A 19,342-nucleotide genomic window follows, 5' to 3' on the forward strand; every position below is an offset into this window, starting at 1 on the left:
AGCATGGAGATCACGGCCCTGACCGCCGAGCAGTCCGACGCCTCCTCCGTCGCGGCCACCGGCGAGACGACCCCGCCGCCGATGCCGGTGCCGGACCCGACCCCGCCGCCCCTCCCGGTGCCGGACCCGCCGCTGGTCGGCGGGACGGTGCCCGCCACCGGCCCCGTCGTCGTCGCGCCCCCGGTCGACGCCACCCCGCCGCCCGCCGAGGCACCCCCGGTGGCGCCTCCTGCGGCCACCGCGCCTCCCGTCGACGCGCCCCCGGCCCCGGCCCCGGCCACCCCGCCCATCAACGCGGCTCCGGCCCCCGCGGATCCGCCCGCGGCCACGACCCCGCCGCCCGCGAGCACCGACCAGGGCGCCGACGAGTCCGACGGCCAGGACGACCCCGCCGGGGACGCCGCGGCTGAGCAGCCCGCGAACGGCCCTGACCAGGGCGCCGTGGACAGCACCGACGTCCACACGATGCCCTACACCGGCACCCCGAGCAGCACCTCCGGCACGCCCGCCGACCAGCCGCCCCCGCAGTCCAAGGGGTACTGGGACATCGACCCCAGCAGGCTGGAGGGCTTCGGCGTCGCGGTGACCGCCGCCCGGTTCGGCTTGGCCGCGGTGCAGGCGCGGGTGGCCAGGATGCAGGGCGACGACTACACCCCGCAGCTGGGCACGAGCCCGGTGGGCAAGCAGCTGGCGAAGAAGTTCGACGACCGGCTCAACGGCGCCGAGGGCCTGCGCGGCCTGCTGGAGGAGGCCATGCGCCGGATGGACACCTTCATCGAGAGCGCCGAGAAGGTCCGCGACAACTACCGCGAGACCGAGCAGCTGGCCCAGGACGCGATCACCGCGGCAGAGCAGAAGACCCGGGGCTGATGGTCACCGAGCTGAACCTCGGGTTCGACCAGGGCGCGGACGTCGACGAGGCGGGGGCCTGGCTCGACCCGGTCGAGGTCGACCTGCTGTGCGCGTTCGCCGAGGTCAGCCCGCCCTTCCCGCTGAAGGTGGTGCCGCGCGGGGAGACGACCGAGCTGCGCAGGCAGGTGTTCGCCGGGGCGCGGGCGCGGCTGGCCGAGCGGGGCCTGGCCGACCGCCGCGGCCCGCGCGGGGTGGCCGCCGACCTGGTGCGCCTGCTCGGTGCGGACGTGGGCGCGGTCGACCTGCTGGTGGCCCGCCGCGGCCGGGCGCTGGGCGTGGTCGTGCTGGCCCTGGGCGCCGAGGCGCTGCTGGTGACCCAGGACGTGCGCGGCGACGGCGGCCGGGTGCACGTGCTGGCCGTGCCCGCGCACGAGGTGATCGAGCACGTGCTGGCGCTGGTCCCCGACCACCCGCCCGCGATGGTGTCGCCGTTCAGCCTCTCCCGGCGCGCGCTCGACGCCGCCCACCGGGCCGTGCTGGCCCGCGCCGCCGCGGGCGACCCGCTGAGCCCCCACGAGGTCGACCGGCTGATGGCCGAGCACGGCGTGGACGAGCAGTCCGCGCGCAGGCTCACCGCGAACCTCCAGCCGGTGTTGGGCAACGGGCAGGCGGGCACGGCGTACCGCAGCGCGCGCGGCCGGGGCTGGGAGCGGGCGGGCGAGGAGCTGCGGTGGCTGGACACCGCCCGCGGCCGGTTCCGCCTCGGCGGGGACCCCGGGTCCGACTGGATGAGCGTGAACCCCCTGTCGGGGGAGGAGCTGGTGGTCGGTCTGCGCACCCTGGCGGGTGGTCTGTGGTACCGCTGACCGTTCACCGATTGTTGACGCCCCGACCTGGGCGGAGGGCTCCCGGAGCGGGCGTGGGATCGGCTACCGTGACAGTCGGAAACGAGTATTTCCGGTACTCGGCCAATCAGCACCGGCGCCCGGCCCGCACCGCCCGGGGCCGCGCCGGAGGAGGGGTGCGGGGATGATCGCGAACGTCGAGCAGCTGTTCGGCAGGCTCGCCGAGGCCGCCGCGACGGCCGAGGCCGCGCGCCGGTCCGCCGAGGACGACCGCAGGCGCCGCCGCCAGGACGACGACCGCTACGTCACCGGCGGCGTCGACTGGGACGGCTACTCGCTCAAGTCCCTGCAGCGCATGGTCGGCGACAACGCCAGCGCCCAGCAGCTGGAGTACCTGGCCGACCAGTGGACGCGCAAGGGCGAGAAGATCGCCACCGCCTCCGAGGACCTGTCCCGCTCGCTGCACCGGCTGATGCAGTACTGGACCGGCGGCACCTCCGAGCAGGCCGCCACCACCGTCGTGCAGAACGCGGCGTGGTTGTCGCAGGTCGGCGCGACCTCCCGGGAGATGTCGGCCCCGGTCGAGGACGCGGGCGGCGCGCTGCGCTCGGCGCAGAGCACCATGCCCGGCGGCAACCCCTCGACCCCGTGGCTGGCCAACGCCGGGGGCGGCGCGGCGGCGGGCTTCGCCATCGGCGGCCCGATCGGCGCCGCGTTCGGCGCGGCCATCGGCGGCATCGCCAGCGCGTTCGGCTTCGGCAGCAACAAGAAGAAGATGAAGCGCAAGGCCGTGCAGACCATGCGCCGCTTCGAGACCGCCGTGCTGGGCATCGACGGCACCACCCCGCGCTTCGGCGCGCCGACCACGGGCATCAACCCCGGCACGAACCCGGCGTGGACCGCACCCCCGGTGACCGGTGTCCCCGGCCCCGGCGTGACCGTCCCCGGCGCCCCCGGGCACATCCCGGTCGCCACCAGCCCGCCGCCCTCCTACGGCGGTGGCCCCGGCTTCGGCACCAGCCCCTCGTTCGTCCCCAGCATCACCGACAACGCCCCGGGCCGGTGGCAGGACCTCACCGGCGCGGGCAACGGCACCGGCCGCCCCGGCGGCGGTTCGGGCACCCCGGGTGGCATCGGCGGGATCGGTGGCATCGGTGGCCTCGGCCCCGGCGGCGCCCTGCCGCGCACCCCCGGCGGTGGGCGCGGCGGCGCCCCGGGTCTCGGCCGCGGTGGTGCCACCGGCCCGCGCGGCGGTGCCCGCACGCCCGGCGGCGGCACCGGCGCGGGCGGCCCCCGCGGCGGCGCGGGTGCGGGCCGCGGCGGCAAGCTCGGCTCGGGCGCCGGTCGCGGCGGCTCGGGCAGGCTGCGCGGCGGCAGCGGCCTGTTCACCGACGAGGAGGAGCTGCGGCGGCGGACCGGCCGCGGCGCCGGGGTGCGCGGCGGCACGCTGCTGCCCGAGGACGAGGACACCCGCCGCACCGGTCAGCGGCCCGGTGCCCGCACCGGTGCGTTGACCCCGGAGGAGGAGGCGCGGCGCAACGGTCAGCGCCCGGGCTCCCGGGCCGGTGCGTTGACCCCGGAGGAGGAGGCGCGGCGCAACGGCCAGCGCCCCGGCTCCCGGACCGGCGCGCTGTCGGCTGAGGAGGAGGCCCGCCGCCGCGGCGGTGCCCCCCGCCCCGGCGCGCTGACCCCCGAGGAGGAAGAGGCCCGGCGCCGCGCGGGCCGCGGTGGTCGCGCCGCCGCCTTCGCCGAGGAGCACGGCCGCTCCGGCCAGGGCTACGGCGGCCGCGGCGCGGGCGCGGAGAAGGAGGAGGACGGCGAGCACCGCCGCCGCGTCCCCATCGAGGAAGACCCGTTCACCACCTCCGACCTCCGGTCGGCCCCGCCGGTCATCGGCCTGTAAGGGAGGACCCCCGTGTACGTCGACGACCCGAACGCCGCGGGCCCCGGTGCGCCCAGGGGCGCCCAGGGCTGGCAGGTCGACCCGGCGATGGTCGGTGAGTTCGCCGCCGCGGTCGCGGAGGTCCGCGCCGACCTCGACGCGATCTTCGCCGACGTGGCCGAGCTGAGCTCCCCGGCCTACCTGCCGATGCTGGGCACCAGCCCGGTCGGGCAGGAGCTGGCGGAGAAGTTCACCGAGCGCCTCGGCGGCGAGTCCGGGCTCAAGGGCCAGCTGGAGCAGGCCCTGGCCAGGATGCAGGAGTTCGTCGCCAGCGCCGAGCAGTCCGCGGCCGCCTACCAGCAGAGCGACGACAGCTCCGAGCACCGCTTCACGAACTGAGGTGGAGCTGCCCGAGCTGGACCTGCTCAACCCCGCGGGGGTCGCGCTGCACCCGGTGGAGGTGCACCTGCTGTGCACCTTCGCCGAGGTGGAGGCGCCGTTCCCGCTGGAGGTCGCGACGGCGTCGACCTCCGACGAGGAGCGCGCCGTGCTGTTCCACCACGCTGCGGCCACCCTCATCGAGCGCGACCTCGCCGACGAGCAGGGTCCGCTGGGCGTGGCGGAGGAGTTCGCCTACCTCCTCGGCCACTGCAGCGGTGTCGTCGACTTGGTGGTGGACCGCGGGGGTGCGGGGCGCTTGGGCGTGGCCATGCTGGTCGCGGGCAACGACGCGCTGCTGGTGACCCAGGACGCCGCGGACCCGCACGGCGCCCTGCGCATGCTGGCCGCGCCGTTCGACGACGCGGTGTCGCGGCTGTGCCGGGTGCTGCCGACGGCGGAGGCCCCGCGCACGGCGCCGTTCAGCATCCCGAAGAAGTCCGCGCAGGCGATCTTCGAGGTGATGGTGGACCGGATGCCCGACGACGACGGGGAATCCCCGCGGGAACCCCGGCCGCTGACCCAGCAGGAGCTCGACCGCCTGCTGGCCGACCACGGCATCGACGAGCAGGTGCTGCGCCGGATGACGACGGCGCTGCACCCGGTGGAGGGCAGCGGGCAGGTCGGCCTGGCCAGGCGTTCACCGTCCACTGAGGACCAGTGGCAGCGGGTGGGCGACGAGCTCGCGTGGGTGGACACGCCCAAGGGGCGGTTCCGGCTCGCCACCGAGGACGACAGCTGGATCAGCGTGAACCCGTTGGCGCAGGACGATTTGCGCTCGGCCGTGCGCGGGCTGGCCCAGCGCGCCAGGTGATGCGGCGGGGGAGGCGGCCGCGCTGCCGCCCCCCACCGCTCTTCTGTCCTCAGTGGACGGTTTTCGCCCGTTCGTCGCGCTGGGCTGCCGTGCGCGTTGCCCGCGGTCGTGGTGCCCGGTCGGGGACGGTGCCGGGCGGGGACGAGGGGGTGGGGGGTGGGCGGAGTTGGTTCAGTGGTTCGGCATGGTCGCGACGATCACGGTCACCACCGAGATCCACGCGATGATGATGGTCATCAGCCAGAACTTGAGGTTCGTGAGCAACCTGGTCATGTCGGGGCAACCTCCCTCAGCGGGCGGGACGGGGACAGGCGGAGCAGCGGGGCGGGGCCCCGCTAGAGCCATCGGTTCTTGCGGAAGATGCGGTAGAGCACGAAGCAGGCCGTGAAGATGACGACCATGAGCAGCGGGTAGCCGAAGCGCCACTCCAGCTCGGGCATGTAGGTGAAGTTCATGCCGTAGATGCCCGCCATCATCGTGGGGATGGCCAGGATGGCGGCCCACGAGGTGATCTTGCGCATGTCGGTGTTCTGCTGCAGCGAGATCTTGGCCAGCGTGGCGTCGACCAGGGTGGTGAGCAGCTCGTCGAAGCTGGTCACCCGCTCGGAGACGGTGACGAGGTGGTCGTCGACGTCGCGGAAGTAGGAGCGGACCTGGTCGGGGATGAGCGGCGAGCAGCCCTCGGCGAGGCGCCGCAGCGGGTTGGCCAGCGGGGCCACCGCGCGCCGCAGCTCCAGGATCTCCCGCTTCATCAGGTACATCTGCTCGGCGCTGACCGGGCTGCGCGGGGCGAACACCGCCTTCTCGATCTCGTCGATGTCGACCTCGAAGGCGTCGGCCACCGCCAGGTAGCTGTCGACCACCTGGTCGGCGATGGCGTGCAGCACCGCGGCCGGGCCGCCGCGCAGCCGGTCGGGGGCGCGCTCGAGCTCCTCGCGCAGGCGGTGCAGGGCGGAGTGCTTGCCGTGCCGGACGGTCACGATGTAGTCGGCGCCGAGGAAGGCCATGATCTCGCCGGTCTCGACGATCTCGTTGGCCGAGGTGGGCGACTCGTGCTCGACGTAGCGCACGGTCTTGACGACCATGAACAGGTTGTCCTCGTAGCGCTCCAGCTTGGGGCGCTGGTGGGCGTGCACGGCGTCCTCGACGGCCAGCTCGTGCAGCCCGAAGGTCTCCGCGACGCCCTGGATCTGCCGCTCGTCCGGCTCGTGCAGGCCGATCCAGACGAAGCCCTCCCCGCGCTTGCGGACCTCGTTCACCGCGGCGATGTGGGTCCAGCGTCCGGGCAGCCGCGAGCCGTCGACGTACACCGCGCAGTCGACGACGTAGGCCGACAGCGGCACCGCGATGGGCGCCTGCGCGACGGGCTGGGCCTTGGCGCCACGACCGCGCAGTCCGGCGAAGGAGGGGATGGAAGGCATGCTCGGGACCTCCAGGCAGCGCCACCCGCCCCCGGTGGGGACGTGTGGATCCGGCTCTACGGACTCCGGGGGCCGCGCGCCGCGCGCGCCGGGCCCCGGGCTGAGCGTCCCTGCCGTGGATCAGGCGCGGTGGGCGCCGTCGGAGGGGACGCGGGTACTACTGGAACCGGTAGCGCACTCATGACCAGCCGGGTCGCCCATGCGTCCTCACCTCCTCGGATCGGGGCAGCCACCACCGCATGTGGGTCCTGCCGCGAACCCAGGGTACTCCACACCGCCCGCGCGGTGGGGCCGGGCCGGTGGAACACCGCGTGACCACCTGGTCAATGCACTCCCTCACAGACCAGTTGCGCGCCAGGCGCACCGCCGCCACAGTGCGGGTTACCCGCCGGTCACTTAGCGGTCCGGCCACCCGTCGTTGGAGGAACAGTGCAGTTCGGGCGGTACTACGAGGAGTTCGAGGTCGGAGCGGTCTACAAGCACTGGCCCGGCAAGACGGTGACCGAGTACGACGACCACCTGTTCTGCCTCATCACGATGAACCACCACCCGCTGCACCTGGACTCCCACTACGCGGAGGAGACCACCGACTTCGGCAAGAACGTCGTCGTCGGCAACTACATCTACTCGCTGCTGCTGGGCATGTCGGTCGCCGACGTCTCGGGCAAGGCCATCGCCAACCTGGAGGTGGAGTCGCTCAAGCACATCAAGCCCACCTTCCACGGCGACACCATCTACGGTGAGACCGAGGTGCTCGACAAGACCCCGTCCAAGTCCAAGGACGACCGCGGCGTGGTCTACGTCGAGACCCGCGGGTACAAGCAGGACGGCACGGTAGTTTGCACCTTCCGCCGCAAGGTGATGGTGCCCAAGCGCTCCTACGGTGACACCCGCGGCGGTGAGCAGCCGGGCCGCCCGGAGCCCAAGGCCTGACACGACGACGGAGGAAGCGCCGTGACCGCATCCCTGGACGACATCAGGACCCGGTTGCGGCGCTTCGCCGAGCAGGAGGCGGCGGGCGTGTCGCCGCTCTACGAGCACCTGGCCGCCCGCGCCGCGGACGACGACGACGTCGCGTCCCTGCTGACCGCCGCGCCCGCGGGTTTCGGCTTCCCCACCCTGCTGCTGGCCGCGGTGCACCGCGTGGTGCAGACCGAGCCCTTCCACGAGCTGGTGGACTACTACCCGTCGATGGGTGGTGCGAACGGCGTCGACGCCCGCACCTGGCCGCTGTGGCGGGAGTTCGTGCTGGAGCGCGCCGACAAGGTCCGCGCGCGCATCGCCGAGCACACCACGCAGACCAACGAGGTCCGCCGCGCGGCCCTGCTGTACCCGGCCGTCGCCCTCGCCGCGAAGCAGGCGGGCGCCCCGGTGGGGCTGCTGGAGGTCGGGTGCAGCGCGGGTCTGCTGCTCAACCTCGACAAGTACGCCTACCGCTACCAGACCCAGGCCTCCGGCCAGGTCGCCGCTGGCCCGCCGAAGGCCGCGCTGGGCCTGCACTGCGCGCTGGAGCTGGCCCCCGGCGCCACCCTGCCCGCCATCCCCAAGAAGCTCGCCGTGGCCGCCAAGGTGGGCCTGGACCGAGCGCCCGTCGACCTCGGCGACGAGGACGCCGCCGCGTGGCTGGAGGCCTGCATCTGGGCCGACCAGCCCGAGCGCCAGCGGTTGTTCAGCACCGCTGCGGCCGTGCAGCGCAAGTCCGGCGCCCCCGAGCTGGTCCGCGGCGACGCCGTGGGCGGGCTCGCGGAGGCCGCCGCGCGGGTGCCCGCCGACGTGCCGCTGGTCGTGCTCACCAGCCACGTGCTGTCGTACCTGCCCGCCGAGCAGCGGTTGGCGTTCGTCGCCGGGCTGGCCGCGCTGGCCGCCGAGCGGCCGCTGTGGTGGGTCAGCCAGGAGTCGTACCGGGCGGGGCTGCACCTGGTGCTGCCCGACCGCGACGACCTCGTCCCCCGCGCGGGCACGCAGGCCTCCGGTGTCCTCGGCCTGGTGTCCTGGCGGGGCGGGTCGGCCGACGCGGTGGCCCTGGCGCGCACGGCCATGCACGGCGAACGGATGACCTGGCTGGTCTGATCAGCGGCGACGCGCGGGGGCGGGCAGTTCACCCCACTGGCGCAGCGTGTCGAACAGGTCCTCGATCAGGGCGTTGCTCCGATCCAGTGTGGTGAACATCGCAAGGTCGGCCCACCGCACGTCAGCGGCGTCGTCCCCGGCGCGGAGATCACCGCCCGTGACGGCGCAGGCGTAGTCGTGGATGTGGAAGACGCCGTTCGGGGCGTCCCGCAGGACCGACCCCACCAGCCGCCCCGGCCGCACGCGCAGGCCCGTCTCCTCGGCCACCTCGCGCACCACGGCCTCGGCGTCGGACTCCCCGGGCTCGACCTTCCCACCAGGCACGGACCAGAGCCCCCGGCCCGGCTCGCGGCCCCGCCGGACCAGGAGTAGCTTGCCGTGCACATCGCGCACCAGGGCACCGACACACCTGATCCGCCGAACGTGAGCCGCCGTCATGATGACGCAGCGTAGCAATGGGCCCGGTGCGGGTGGGTGTGTTGCCCCATGCGCTTGACTACCCTCCCGAACCGCCGCCGAGTGCGGTACAACGGTTTTCAACAGGGGCTCGCCTTGCGGCGCGCGTACACGGAACGGGGTAGGTCGCAGTGGACGTCAAGAAGGTTCTGATCTTGACTGGAGCAGCGTTGCTCATCTTCTTCCTCGTGACGCAGCCGGTCCAGTCGGCGGGGATCGTCAACGGCATCATCCAGTGGCTGCGCGACGGCGCCGAAGCGGTGATCACGTTCGTGCGCACCGTTTTCAACGGCTGAGCGCGGTAAAGTCACCCCATGTTCGCACCCAGGGACCCAGACGAGTACCTGCTCGACTCCGAACGCCGGGTCATCCGGGTGCGCAGGCACTGGGCCTACCTGGCGTGGGAGACGTTCGAGGCCGTCGCCCTCCTCGCGGTGTGCGTGATGATCTCCTACATCATGCCGCCGTCGATGTGGGTGGTGCAGAACATCCTCTGGTACGTCGCGCTCGCCGTGCTGCTGCGGTTCACCTACCAGGTGATCTCGTGGTGGGTCGAGCGGATCGTGGTGACCGACAAGCGGTTCATGATGACCACCGGCGTGTTCACCACGAAGGTGCTCATGATGCCGATCGGCAAGGTCACCGACCTGACGTTCCGCCGCACCGTGACCGGGCGCATGCTCGGCTACGGCACGATCGTGGTGGAGTCCGCCGGTCAGATCCAGGCGCTGAACCAGATCGACTTCCTGCCCCGGCCCGAGCAGGTCTACGACGCCATCTCCGAGCTGGTCTTCGGTGACAAGAAGGCCCAGGCGGAGCGGTTCTCGATGATCAAGGCCCAGCGCGCGGCCCGCTTCGGCAAGAAGAAGGCCACCACCACCTGAGCGACCCGCCCGCGCTCCCCCGGCAGCACCGGGGGAGCGCGGGCGCGCGTGGTCTTGCCCGCACTGGTGTCCGCCGCCGCGGCGGCATCAGCGAGACTGGATCGGTGCGGATCGACCTCCACTGCCACTCCACCGCCTCCGACGGCACCGACAGCCCGGCCGAGCTGGTGTCGGCCGCGGCGCGGGCGGGCCTGGACGCGGTCGCCATCACCGACCACGACACCACCGCCGGGTGGGACGAGGCCGCCGGGGCGCTGCCCCCGGGGCTGACCCTGGTGCGCGGCGCCGAGCTCACCTGCACGTCCCCGGACGGGCGGGGCGGGCACTGCACGGTGCACCTGCTGGCCTACCTGTTCGACCCGCTGGCCGAGGCGGTGGTGGCCGAGCACGCCCGCACCCGGGCCGAGCGGCGCAGCAGGCTGCACGCCATCGCGGGCAAGATGGCCGCCGACGGCTTCCCGGTCGACGCCGACACCCTGATGGCGGACCTGCCCGCCGACGTCCCCGCGGGCCGCCCCCACCTGGCCCAGGCCCTCGTCCGCGCGGGCGTGGTCTCGTCGGTGACCGAGGCGTTCGCCTCCGTGCTCAGCGGGCGCGGCGGCTACCACGTGCCCAGCCGCAAGACCCCGGTGCACGAGGCCATCGCCATGATCGCGGCCGCGGGCGGGGTGACGGTCCTGGCGCACTCCTTCGCCCACCGGCGCGGCCCGACGGTCAGCCCGGGCGTCATCGGGGAACTGGCCAGGGCGGGGCTGGACGGGGTGGAGGTCGACCACCCCGACCACGACCAGGACGCCCGCGCCCGGCTGCGCGCCCTCGCCGACCGCCACGGGCTGCTCACCACCGGCTCCAGCGACTACCACGGCACCAACAAGACGACCCCCATCGCGGTGGAGACCACCGCACCGGACGTGCTCGACGAGATCGCCACCCGGGCCACCGGCGCGCGGCTGGTGCGCGGGTGAGCGGCGCGCTCGCGGTCTTCACCGAGGCCGTCATCACCCTGGTCGTCATCATGGACCCGCCGGGCACGGTGCCGGTCTTCCTCAGCCTCACCGGCCGCCAGTCCAAGGCCACCAGGACGCGCGCCGCCCGGCAGGCGGTGCTGGTGTCGCTGGGGGTCATCTCGCTGTTCGCCATCGGCGGCGAGGCGATCCTGTCCTACCTGGGCATCGGCATCCCGGCGCTGCAGGGCGCGGGCGGGCTGCTCCTGCTGCTCATCGCGCTCGACCTGCTGACCGGCAAGGGCACCACCGAACCGGAGGCGGTCGAGGACGTCAACGTGGCGCTGGTTCCGCTGGGCACGCCGCTGCTGGCGGGGCCGGGCGCCATCGCCGCCACGATCGTGTTCGTCCGCCAGGCCGACGGGCACTTCTGGTCCTACGCCGCGCTGGCGGCCGCGATCGTGGTCGTGCACCTGGTGCTGTGGCTGTGCCTGCGCTACTCCGGGGTGATCATCCGGGTGGTGCGCGACAGCGGCATCCTGCTGCTGGCCAAGATCGCGGGCCTGCTGCTGGCGGCCATCGCGGTGCAGCTGGTGGCCGACTCCGTCCGCGGGTTCATCGCGGGCGCGCACTGAGCGGGCTCAGGCCCACCAGAAGAACCAGACCACCACGCCGGTCAGCACCCACACGAGCAGCACCGCCAAGCCCGCCTGGGGGCCGCGCCGCCGGTCGGCCTGCCGCTGGAGCAGCAGCGCGCCGATCGCGCAGGCGAAGTGCGCGACCACGGCGAACAGGCCCGCGCCGGGCATCCCCTGCGTCCAGTCGAGGACCTGCACACCCAGCACCACCAGGGCGAGCACCAGCAGCCCCAGCGCCAGCGCGCCGCTCAGCTCGCGCCAGAACCCCGAGGGCGGCGGGGGCGGCTGCACGGGGGCGGGGTCGGCGGGGACGCGCGGGATCTCCACCGTGGTGACGTCCTCGCGGGTCGGTCGATCGGTCGGGCCGGTCACGGGGCAAGCATCGCCCATGGGTCCAGCGCCGGTCCAGCCGCCTGCCCCTCGGCGCAGCTGCGGCGGAAGTCGCACCACCCGCACTGGCGGCCGGGTGCGGCCGGGAACAGCACGTCGGCGTCGCCCCCGGCCTTGTGCGTGTCGATCGCCAGCTGGAACTCGTCGGCGCTCTCCTCGGCCCGCGCCAGGTGCCTGGCCAGCGACTCCTCGGTGTGCTCCCACGCCGCGACGGTGCCGGTGGGCAGGTGGTGCAGCTCCACCTTCGTGCACGGCCTGCGCAGCGTGCGCCGGGCGGCCAGCGCGTAGAGCGCCAGCGCCTGCGACCCGCGCGCGTCGTCGGTGGTCAGCGCGTGCCGCCCGGTCTTGTAGTCGATGATGACGACCTCGTCGCCGCGCTGGTCGATGCGGTCGACCCGGCCCTCGGCCACGATCGTGCCGACCGGCGCCGAGACCCACCGCTCCAGCCCCACCGGGTCGGCGGTGACGTCGGAGTCGGCCACGTAGTCGCGCACCCACCCGGCCGCCCGCTCGCGGAACTGCCCGGACTGCTCCCGGTCGGCGAAGCCCTCGTCCTTCCAGTGCGTGCCCACCAGCGCCGCGGCCGCCTCCGGCGACCGCCGCTCCACCGGCAGGTCGAACAGCGCCTTGAGCGCGTTGTGCACCACGGCGCCCAGGGTGCTGTGCGCCCACGCCCCGCCCCGCGGCGGCGTCGGCCGGTCGACGTAGGCCATCCGGAACCGCCGCGGGCAGTCCTGCCAGGTGGCCAACCGCGACGGCGTCACCTTGATCAGCTTCCGCGGCATCATGTCGAACCCCAACTGATCTTGCACCCGCCCCACGGTACGCAACCCCACCGACAACCCGCCGCGCGGGCACAATCGCGGGGTGGAGATCTGGCACAACCCCCGCTGCTCGAAGTCCCGCACCGCCAAGTCCGCGCTGACCGGGACCCACCCCGACCACACCGAACGCCGCTACCTCGACGACCCGCCCACCCCCGAGGAGCTCTCCGACGTCTGCGACCGCCTCGGCCTCCAGCCGTGGGAGATCACCAGGATGAAGGAGCCCCGGGCCAAGGAGCTCAACCTCGCGGAGCAGCCCAGGGACCGCGCCACCTGGCTGCGCACCCTCGCCGACAACCCCGTCCTCATCGAACGCCCCATCGTCCTCACCGACGACGGCCGCGCCCACATCGCCCGCACCCCGGAAGCCCTCGACGACGCCCTCGGCTGACCCGCGGAGGTGGTGATCCCCAGACGGCAGGCCGGTGGGGGTCGGGGGGCGAAGGTGGTCGGCCGGTGCGCCCCGGCCGACCACCTTCACACCCCCACTCCCCGGACAGCTCCCCGCACCACCACCCTAACCCCTGTGTACAACCCCGTACGCAAATCCGCCGCTACCCTCGTCCGGTGAGCCAGCGCGAGTACCCCGCCCTGCCGAGGGGGCGACACCGCCTCAGCCGTGACGACGTGCGCAGCGCGCAGCGCGACAAGCTGATCCGGGGCATGGCCGACGTGGTGGGGGAGAAGGGGTACGCCAAGGCCACCATCGCGGACGTGCTGCGGCGGGTGCACGTGTCGCGGGAGACCTTCTACCAGCAGTTCGCCGACAAGGAGGACTGCTTCCTGGCGACCCTCGACCGGTGCGCGGACGCGATGCTCGCGCTGATCGCGGAGTCGACCCGGGGGTCGGTGGCCGTCGAGCCGTTCGACCGGTTCGCCAGGGGGCTCACCGCCTACCTCACCGCGCTGGCCGACCAGTGGGCGCTGACCAGGACGTTCTTCCTGGAGTGCTACGCCGCCGGGCCGGTCGCCCAGCAGCGGCGGTTCGCCGCCCAGGAGCGGTTCGCGCTCGGGCTCGACGCCGGGTTCGCCGACCACCCGGGGTGGCGGGCGCTGCCGGACCGGGACTTCGCCGCCCGGTTCCTCGCCGCCGGGCTCAGCTCGCTGGTGGCCGCCGCGGTCGCCGCCGACACCCCCGAGCGGCTGCCCGACCTGGAGCAGCCGGTGATCGACCTGGTCCGCTACCTGCTCAGCGCCGGTTCGGCGCGCTAGGGCTGTCCTCAAAGCCACGCCCAGCGATAGCCGCGTCCCCGCCCGGCACCGTCCCGAAGCTGCCTGTCCCGCGCGAGGCAACCCGGAACAACGACGAAGGCCCTGCCGTCAGGCCCAAGCGCACTGGCTCACCCCGGGGGGCGACCCAACCACTCCTGCCAGGTCGACAGCAGCACGTCCAGCAGGTCGTCGCGCTTCTCCAGCGCGGGGGAGTGCGCGGCGCCGGGGATGGTCACGACGCGCGCGCCCAGCCGCTGCCCCATGAGCTCCTGGGTCGCGGGCGGCCACGCGTCGTCGGCGTCGCCGAACACCACCAGCGAGGGCACCCCGCCGAGCGCCCGCGCCGTCTCGTCGACCAGGTCGGGTTCGTCGCGCAGACCGCGGCCCATGCCCAGCAGCGCCTCGGCGCGGTTGCGCAGGAAGCGCTCGCGCAGGAACGCCCGCTGCTCCGGCGACATCGCCCGCCAGCGCGGCGTGGCCGAGTTGAGCTGGTCGAGCAGCTTCTGCACCTCGGCGACGCCCTTGTCGCGCAGCAGCGGCTCGCCCGCGTCGAGCAGGAACCGGCGGGGGCCCTCCGGCAGCGCGGACGGGCCGCTGCTCACCAACGTCAGCCCGGCGACGGGCGCACCGGCGAGCACGGCGTGCCTGGCCACGACGCCGCCGTAGGAGTGCCCGGTCAGCAGCACCGGGCGGCCGTCGGCGGCGAGCTTGCCGACCAGCTCGGCCAGGAAGCCGCCGAGCGGGCCGGGCAGGTAGCCCCGCTCGTCCTCCGGGCCCGCGGAGCCCAGCTGCCCGGGCAGGTCGATGGCCAGCACCTCGTACCCCGCGGCCGCGATCGGGTCGAGCAGCGGGGCGAAGTCCTCCTTGGACCCGGTGTAGCCGGGGACGAGCAGGGCGATCGGCCCGGGGCCCGCGGCGCGCAGGGCGCTGACCGGCCCGAACCGCCCCGCCAGGACGACGGGTTCGGCGTGGTGCGGGGTGACCTGGGAGTGCATGGGTCGAGTTTCCCCCGGGGGCGGACCGGATGTCACCGGATCGAGTGTTGGCACCGGGTGTCCGGCGAGTGCACCATCGAACACATGAACGAGAACGTCATCGCATCGACGACGACAACCTTCCGGATCCGCGGCGCCGGCGCGCGGACGCGCTGGTCAGCGCAGCGCCACCACCTGCTCGCCGCGCTGCTCCAGCACCACCGGTCCGGCGGTCGTGGGCATCACCACACCCGAGTAGCCGTCCCTGGGTACGGGGATCGTGGTGATCCGGGCCCCGCTCGCCTGGTCGACCACGGCCAGGCCTTCCTCGACCGGGACCAGGGCCCGCCCGGCCATCGTGGTCGCGGGCCCGCGCGCGCCGTCGACCACCCACAGCGGGCGCAGGTCGGCGGCGGAGAGCGCGATCGTCCGGGTCCCGCTGAACCAGGTGAACGAGCCCGTCGCCGTGGTCGTCCACGGCACCGGCGCCGGGTCGCGCACGCCCAGCGGCAGGGGGTGGCTCGCCTGCTCGATGCCGTCCTCGTCGTACACCGCGATGCGGTCCGGGGCCGGCAGCGCCACCGCGAACCGCTGGTCGGTGACCGCGACCAGGGTCGCGCCCGCGCTGGGCAGGATGCGGCTGGTCACCACCTCGGGGGTGTCCGACTCCTTGGGCACCGTCCGGTAGACGGTCAACCGGTCGGCGGACTCGTCCGGGCAGCGCTCCAGCACGGCCACCACCGACGGCGCGGCCAGGGTGGACCGGTACGCGCAGCCCGTGCGCGGCTGGCGGTCCGGGTTCACCGGGGTGGGGACGGCGCCGTAGTCGGCCGTCTTCACCAGGTCCGACCGCCAGCTGGTGAGCAGGCGGGTGCCGGTCGCGGTGAGGAACGAGCCGCCGCGCACCAGGCGGGTGCCGGGCTCGGCGTCGGTGTTGCGCGTGTCCTGGAGCGCGCCGCTGCTGCCCTCCAGCGAGGACACCTCGCTGCACCCGCCCTCGCTGCGCGGGTCCACGCTCGGCAGCCCGCCCCCCTCGGTGCGGTAGACGGCCACCGCGCGCGACCACGCCGTGCTGACCGCGCAGAGCGGCAGGTCCCGGTGGTAGCGCCACCGGACCTGCCCGGTGAGCGGGTCCCGTCCCTCGACGGCCCCGTCCGCGCCGGTGACCACCGAGGGGCCCGCGACGACGGGCTCCCAGGTGGCCGGGCTGGGCGCCCGCCACGCCTCGGTGAGCGCCGCGGGCACGTCCGCCCGGGCGGGGGGCGGCCCGGTGAGCGCGTCCTGGGGCGCGGTGGTGGACGAGGTGGCGCGGAAGTCGCTGCCCAGCCACACCAGCAGCCCGGCCACCAGCGGCACCACCAGCAGCAGCGCGCCGAGCGCGTACTCGGCGGGGTGGCTGAACCGGGTGCGGCGGGGCCGGGCGGGGGCGGCGGGCACGTCGCCGTCGAGGACGTCCTCGACGGCGACGGCACCGCCGCGCTCGACCACGGGGTTGCCTCCGATCACGGGATCGGGTTCAACCACGGGGTTGCGTTCGACCATGGTGTGCGGGGGTGGGTGCGCGGGGTGCTGCGGTGCGGCCGGGGCCTACTCCGCGTCGCCCCCGGACGGGGCCGACTTGCCCGCGTCGCTGGACGCGGTCGCCTCCGAGCCCGCGCCACCGCCGCCACCGCGACGGCGCCGCCGCCGCGGCCGGGCGGGCTTGTCGGACTTCTCGGCCCGCTCCGCCTGCTCGGCGGGCGGGGCCTCGGGGGCCTGCTCGCCCCCCTGCTCGCCCGCGGTCTCGACGCCGGGACCCTCGCCCCCGGCGGCGTCGACGCCACCGCGGCGGCGGCGCCTGCGGCGCGGCCTGCTGTCGTCCTCGCCACTGTCGTCGGCGGGGCGCACCGGCTCACCGGCCGCACGCCGGGCCGCGCCCGTCGAGCGGGTGCGGCGGGTGCGCTCGGTGCCCGCACCGGCGCCGCGCTTGCGGCGGCCGCCGAAGTCCTCCTCCGGCTCGGCGTCCAAGCCCGCCCTGGTGCGCTGCGACAGCGGCAGCCTGCCGTTCGAGCCCTCGGGGATGTGCAGGTCGCTGAACAGGTGCGCGGAGGTGGAGTAGGTCTCCACCGGGGTGGGGCGGTCCAGGCCGAGCGCGTCGCTGATGGCCTTCCAGCGCGGCTCCTCGTCCCAGTCGACCAGGGTGATCGCGACCCCGGTCTTGCCCGCGCGGCCGGTGCGGCCGATCCGGTGGACGTAGGTCTTCTCGTCCTCCGGGCACTGGTAGTTGATCACGTGCGTGACGTCGGTCACGTCGATGCCGCGGGCGGCGACGTCGGTGCAGACCAGCACGTCGACCTTGCCGGAGCGGAACGCGCGCAGCGCCTGCTCGCGGGCGCCCTGGCCCAGGTCGCCGTGCACGGCGCCCGCGGCGAAGCCGCGCTCGACCAGCTCGTCGGCCACCTTCTGCGCGGTCCGCTTCGTCCTGGTGAAGATCATCGTCAGGCCGCGGCCCTCCGCCTGCAGCGACCGGGCCACCACCTCGACCTTGTCCAGCGAGTGCGCCCGGTAGACGAACTGCTCGGTGCGCTCGTGCACCGCCGAGGCGTCGTTCTCCTCGGCGCGGATGTGGGTCGGCCGGGTGAGGAAGGTGCGGGCCAGGGTGATGATCGGGCCGGGCATGGTGGCCGAGAACAGCATCGTCTGCCGCTCGTCGGGCACCATCCGCAGGATGCGCTCGATGTCGGGCAGGAAGCCCAGGTCGAGCATCTCGTCGGCCTCGTCGAGCACCAGCGCCCGGACCTTGCCCAGCACCAGGTGCTTCTGCTCGGCCAGGTCCAGCAGCCTGCCCGGGGTGCCCACGACCACGTCGACGCCCTTGCTGAGGGCGGCGACCTGGGGCTCGTAGGGGCGCCCGCCGTAGATGGCGAGCACCCGCGCGCCCAGGTGCTTGCTCGCGTCCCGCAGGTCGGCGGTGACCTGGAGGCACAGCTCGCGGGTGGGCACCACGACCAGCGCCTGGGGGGTGCCGTCGCCGGGGGCGGTGACCCGCTGGAGCAGCGGCACGCCGAAGCCCAGCGTCTTGCCGGTGCCGGTGCGGGCCTGCCCGATGAGGTCCTCGCCCGCCAGCGCCAGCGGCAGGGTCAGCTCCTGGATGGCGAAGGTGCGCTCGATGCCCGCCTCGGCCAGGGCGCGCACGATCTCCTCGCGCACCCCCAGCTCGGCGAAGGTCGGCGCGTCCGTGCTCACCCGCGCGGTGGCGGTGAGCGGGTGGGAGGTGTCGGTGTCCGGGACACCGACCTCGCTGTGCTCCAGCGTGGTCGGGTCCGCGTCGGTGTCCTGCGTCAGGGTGATCAGCCTCTCTCGTACCAGCGCGCTCCCGCCCTGGTCGGCCGCTCGACCGCACCGCCGTGCGGGGCGCGGGAGGGCCTGCGAGGTAGCGCGCACCCTGTGTGTTCCGGGTCGCGGCGCGTGCTGCGCTGCGTTTCCCGAGGTCTCCAGCCCGCCCTCGGAGTGCGCTCCGGGGCCGGGCGTCCTGGCGAGTCTACCCGTGACCACCGCCGGATACGCTGCCAACCATGGAGAGCGCTGAGGCCCGCGTGTCCGGGGGGCCGTCCGAGGGCGAATCCGGCGGTCCGCTGCCGGACGGCGTGGTCGACCTGCTGGGGGTCCTGGCCTACGGCGAGCTGTCCGCCTTCGACCGGCTGTCGGAGGACGCGCGGTCCGCCCCCACGGTCTCGGGCCGGGCCGCGCTGTCGGAGATGGCCGCCGCCGAGATGGGCCACTACGGCGAGATCCGGCAGTACCTGGGCGCGCACGGGGTCGAGGTGGAGGCGGCGATGCTGCCGTTCATCGGCCACTTCGACACCTTCCACGCCTCGACCGCCCCGCGGTCCTGGCTGGAGTCGCTGGTCAAGGCCTACGTGGGCGACGGGCTGGCGGCCGACTTCTACCGGGAGATCGGGTCCTGGCTCGACGACCCGACCAAGGAGCTGGTGCTCAGCGTGCTGGCCGACACCGGCCACTCCGCCTTCGCCGAGCGGGAGGTGACCGCCGCGATCGAGCGCGACCGGGCCGTGCGCGACCGGCTGGCGCTGTGGGGCCGCAGGCTGCTGGGCGAGGCGCTGACCCAGGCGCAGTACGTGGTGGCCGAGCGCGACGGGCTCGCCGAGCTGATCGTGGCGGGCACCGGCGACCTGTCCGGGATCGCCGCGCTGTTCCGCAGGCTCCAGCAGCAGCACGGCAAGCGGATGTCCACCCTGGGCCTGGGCTGACCCCGCGCCCGGCGCCCGGTTTCGCGCGTGGTGAAACCGCCCGCCCCTTCGAGCGGCCGCCCGCCGCCGCGTACTAGCCTCACAGCGTGGTGGTTGCGGCCCCCACGTCCAGCAAGTCCGATCCATCTGATGCCCGGAGGTCCGCGTGGAGGTCAAGATCGGTGTCGCCGACACCGTGCGGGAGCTCGTGCTGAACAGCACTCAGACCCCTGACGAGGTCGAGGCCCTGGTCACCGCCGCCTTCCAGGACCAGTCCGGCACCCTGTCCCTGGTCGACGACAAGGGCCGCCGCTACGTCGTGGCCGCCGCCAAGGTCGCCTACGTCGAGATCGGTGGCGCCGACGCCCGCAAGGTGGGCTTCGCGCCCTGATCGGCCGTGCCGACGTCGACGAGGGCCACCGCGGATCGCGGTGGCCCTCGCCACGTCCGGGGGTGGGTGCGCCCGCCG

General features: G+C 74.3%; 22 protein-coding genes. 15 read left to right on the plus strand and 7 right to left on the minus strand.

The genetic code is table 11. The annotated features are described in order from the left end of the window. The first annotated feature begins 3 nt into the window (after positions 1-3). From BJP25_RS34445 to BJP25_RS30005, 5 genes are all read left to right on the plus strand, one after another. Entirely contained in the window at positions 4-870 is an 867-nt protein-coding gene (locus tag BJP25_RS34445) for a hypothetical protein (RefSeq protein WP_075978340.1), read from the plus strand. After that, positions 870-1,718 carry an ESX secretion-associated protein EspG gene (locus BJP25_RS29990; RefSeq protein ID WP_075978341.1) on the plus strand — a complete coding sequence of 283 codons (849 nt, stop codon included), beginning with the start codon at positions 870-872 and terminating at the stop codon, positions 1,716-1,718. Before BJP25_RS34445 ends, BJP25_RS29990 begins: the two co-directional genes overlap by 1 nt. Positions 1,719-1,881: 163 nt before the next feature. Further along, positions 1,882-3,600 (plus strand): hypothetical protein, encoded by a 1,719-nt coding sequence (locus tag BJP25_RS29995; RefSeq protein ID WP_075978342.1) that lies wholly within the window; start codon positions 1,882-1,884, stop codon positions 3,598-3,600. Positions 3,601-3,612: 12 nt separating this feature from the next. Then, positions 3,613-3,978, plus strand: a complete 366-nt coding sequence (locus BJP25_RS30000; protein ID WP_075978343.1) for a hypothetical protein — start codon at positions 3,613-3,615, stop codon at positions 3,976-3,978. A gap of 1 nt (position 3,979) precedes the next feature. Further along, on the plus strand, positions 3,980-4,831 hold the full coding sequence (locus BJP25_RS30005) for an ESX secretion-associated protein EspG (protein WP_075978344.1): 852 nt from the start codon (positions 3,980-3,982) through the stop codon (positions 4,829-4,831). Positions 4,832-5,166: 335 nt separating this feature from the next. Here the strand turns inward: BJP25_RS30005 and BJP25_RS30010 are convergent, their stop codons facing one another. Next, a complete protein-coding gene (locus tag BJP25_RS30010; RefSeq protein ID WP_075978345.1) occupies positions 5,167-6,252 on the minus strand; it encodes a magnesium and cobalt transport protein CorA in 1,086 nt (361 codons plus the stop codon). A 429-nt stretch (positions 6,253-6,681) separates the two neighbouring features. Here BJP25_RS30010 and BJP25_RS30015 point away from each other — a divergent pair, with 429 nt between their 5' ends. Further along, the gene (locus BJP25_RS30015) at positions 6,682-7,185 is read left to right on the plus strand and encodes a MaoC family dehydratase (RefSeq protein WP_075978346.1); all 504 of its coding nucleotides are present in this window, start codon (positions 6,682-6,684) and stop codon (positions 7,183-7,185) included. Between the two features lie 21 nt (positions 7,186-7,206). Further along, on the plus strand, positions 7,207-8,322 hold the full coding sequence (locus BJP25_RS30020) for a DUF2332 domain-containing protein (RefSeq protein WP_075978347.1): 1,116 nt from the start codon (positions 7,207-7,209) through the stop codon (positions 8,320-8,322). On the opposite strand, the gene BJP25_RS30025 is transcribed toward BJP25_RS30020, so the two are convergent. Then, positions 8,323-8,760, minus strand: coding sequence for an NUDIX hydrolase (locus BJP25_RS30025; RefSeq protein ID WP_075978348.1), 438 nt, complete (start codon positions 8,758-8,760; stop codon positions 8,323-8,325). A gap of 149 nt (positions 8,761-8,909) precedes the next feature. Here BJP25_RS30025 and BJP25_RS35140 point away from each other — a divergent pair, with 149 nt between their 5' ends. The 4 genes from BJP25_RS35140 to BJP25_RS30040 all read left to right on the plus strand — a co-directional run bounded on the left by BJP25_RS35140 (position 8,910) and on the right by BJP25_RS30040 (position 11,241). Continuing rightward, the gene (locus tag BJP25_RS35140) at positions 8,910-9,074 is read left to right on the plus strand and encodes a hypothetical protein (protein WP_198943630.1); all 165 of its coding nucleotides are present in this window, start codon (positions 8,910-8,912) and stop codon (positions 9,072-9,074) included. 18 nt (positions 9,075-9,092) lie between these two features. Further along, entirely contained in the window at positions 9,093-9,662 is a 570-nt protein-coding gene (locus BJP25_RS30030; RefSeq protein ID WP_075978349.1) for a PH domain-containing protein, read from the plus strand. Positions 9,663-9,766: 104 nt separating this feature from the next. Beyond that, positions 9,767-10,627 (plus strand): PHP domain-containing protein, encoded by an 861-nt coding sequence (locus BJP25_RS30035; RefSeq protein WP_075978350.1) that lies wholly within the window; start codon positions 9,767-9,769, stop codon positions 10,625-10,627. Beyond that, on the plus strand, positions 10,624-11,241 hold the full coding sequence (locus tag BJP25_RS30040; RefSeq protein WP_075978351.1) for a MarC family protein: 618 nt from the start codon (positions 10,624-10,626) through the stop codon (positions 11,239-11,241). The genes BJP25_RS30035 and BJP25_RS30040 overlap by 4 nt, the downstream gene beginning before the upstream one ends. Before the next feature lie 6 nt (positions 11,242-11,247). On the opposite strand, the gene BJP25_RS30045 is transcribed toward BJP25_RS30040, so the two are convergent. Beyond that, on the minus strand, positions 11,248-11,616 hold the full coding sequence (locus tag BJP25_RS30045) for a hypothetical protein (protein WP_084794709.1): 369 nt from the start codon (positions 11,614-11,616) through the stop codon (positions 11,248-11,250). Beyond that, positions 11,613-12,422 carry a RecB family exonuclease gene (locus BJP25_RS30050; RefSeq protein WP_143219396.1) on the minus strand — a complete coding sequence of 270 codons (810 nt, stop codon included), beginning with the start codon at positions 12,420-12,422 and terminating at the stop codon, positions 11,613-11,615. The genes BJP25_RS30045 and BJP25_RS30050 overlap by 4 nt, the downstream gene beginning before the upstream one ends. Before the next feature lie 79 nt (positions 12,423-12,501). Between BJP25_RS30050 and BJP25_RS30055 the strand changes: the two genes are divergently transcribed. Both BJP25_RS30055 and BJP25_RS30060 read left to right on the plus strand, forming a co-directional pair. Next, positions 12,502-12,849, plus strand: a complete 348-nt coding sequence (locus BJP25_RS30055) for an ArsC/Spx/MgsR family protein (RefSeq protein ID WP_075978352.1) — start codon at positions 12,502-12,504, stop codon at positions 12,847-12,849. Positions 12,850-13,025: 176 nt separating this feature from the next. Next, the gene (locus BJP25_RS30060) at positions 13,026-13,670 is read left to right on the plus strand and encodes a TetR/AcrR family transcriptional regulator (RefSeq protein ID WP_143219377.1); all 645 of its coding nucleotides are present in this window, start codon (positions 13,026-13,028) and stop codon (positions 13,668-13,670) included. A gap of 128 nt (positions 13,671-13,798) precedes the next feature. Here the strand turns inward: BJP25_RS30060 and BJP25_RS30065 are convergent, their stop codons facing one another. From BJP25_RS30065 to BJP25_RS30075, 3 genes are all read right to left on the minus strand, one after another. After that, complete coding sequence (locus BJP25_RS30065; protein ID WP_075978353.1) at positions 13,799-14,665, minus strand: alpha/beta fold hydrolase; 867 nt, start codon at positions 14,663-14,665, stop codon at positions 13,799-13,801. 156 nt (positions 14,666-14,821) lie between these two features. Then, entirely contained in the window at positions 14,822-16,150 is a 1,329-nt protein-coding gene (locus BJP25_RS30070; protein ID WP_075978354.1) for an Rv3212 family protein, read from the minus strand. A gap of 81 nt (positions 16,151-16,231) precedes the next feature. Beyond that, positions 16,232-18,067, minus strand: coding sequence for a DEAD/DEAH box helicase (locus BJP25_RS30075; protein ID WP_084794713.1), 1,836 nt, complete (start codon positions 18,065-18,067; stop codon positions 16,232-16,234). A gap of 131 nt (positions 18,068-18,198) precedes the next feature. Between BJP25_RS30075 and BJP25_RS30080 the strand changes: the two genes are divergently transcribed. Next, positions 18,199-18,894 (plus strand): ferritin-like fold-containing protein, encoded by a 696-nt coding sequence (locus BJP25_RS30080; protein ID WP_075978355.1) that lies wholly within the window; start codon positions 18,199-18,201, stop codon positions 18,892-18,894. 145 nt (positions 18,895-19,039) lie between these two features. Further along, positions 19,040-19,264, plus strand: a complete 225-nt coding sequence (locus tag BJP25_RS30085; protein WP_075978356.1) for a DUF3107 domain-containing protein — start codon at positions 19,040-19,042, stop codon at positions 19,262-19,264. The last annotated feature ends 78 nt before the right edge of the window (positions 19,265-19,342 follow it).

Origin of the sequence: Actinokineospora bangkokensis, from assembly GCF_001940455.1 — a bacterium.
GTDB lineage: Bacteria > Actinomycetota > Actinomycetes > Mycobacteriales > Pseudonocardiaceae > Actinokineospora > Actinokineospora bangkokensis.

What these genes read in the sequence shown, in the direction of transcription:
- BJP25_RS34445 (WP_075978340.1), top strand. Translation starts at nt 4, where the DNA reads ATGGAGATCACGGCCCTGACCGCCGAGCAGTCCGACGCCTCCTCCGTC.
- BJP25_RS29990 (WP_075978341.1), top strand. Translation starts at nt 870, where the DNA reads ATGGTCACCGAGCTGAACCTCGGGTTCGACCAGGGCGCGGACGTCGAC.
- BJP25_RS29995 (WP_075978342.1), top strand. Translation starts at nt 1,882, where the DNA reads ATGATCGCGAACGTCGAGCAGCTGTTCGGCAGGCTCGCCGAGGCCGCC.
- BJP25_RS30010 (WP_075978345.1), bottom strand. Translation starts at nt 6,252, where the DNA reads ATGCCTTCCATCCCCTCCTTCGCCGGACTGCGCGGTCGTGGCGCCAAG.
- BJP25_RS30025 (WP_075978348.1), bottom strand. Translation starts at nt 8,760, where the DNA reads ATGACGGCGGCTCACGTTCGGCGGATCAGGTGTGTCGGTGCCCTGGTG.
- BJP25_RS30030 (WP_075978349.1), top strand. Translation starts at nt 9,093, where the DNA reads ATGTTCGCACCCAGGGACCCAGACGAGTACCTGCTCGACTCCGAACGC.
- BJP25_RS30050 (WP_143219396.1), bottom strand. Translation starts at nt 12,422, where the DNA reads ATGATGCCGCGGAAGCTGATCAAGGTGACGCCGTCGCGGTTGGCCACC.
- BJP25_RS30065 (WP_075978353.1), bottom strand. Translation starts at nt 14,665, where the DNA reads ATGCACTCCCAGGTCACCCCGCACCACGCCGAACCCGTCGTCCTGGCG.
- BJP25_RS30080 (WP_075978355.1), top strand. Translation starts at nt 18,199, where the DNA reads ATGGAGAGCGCTGAGGCCCGCGTGTCCGGGGGGCCGTCCGAGGGCGAA.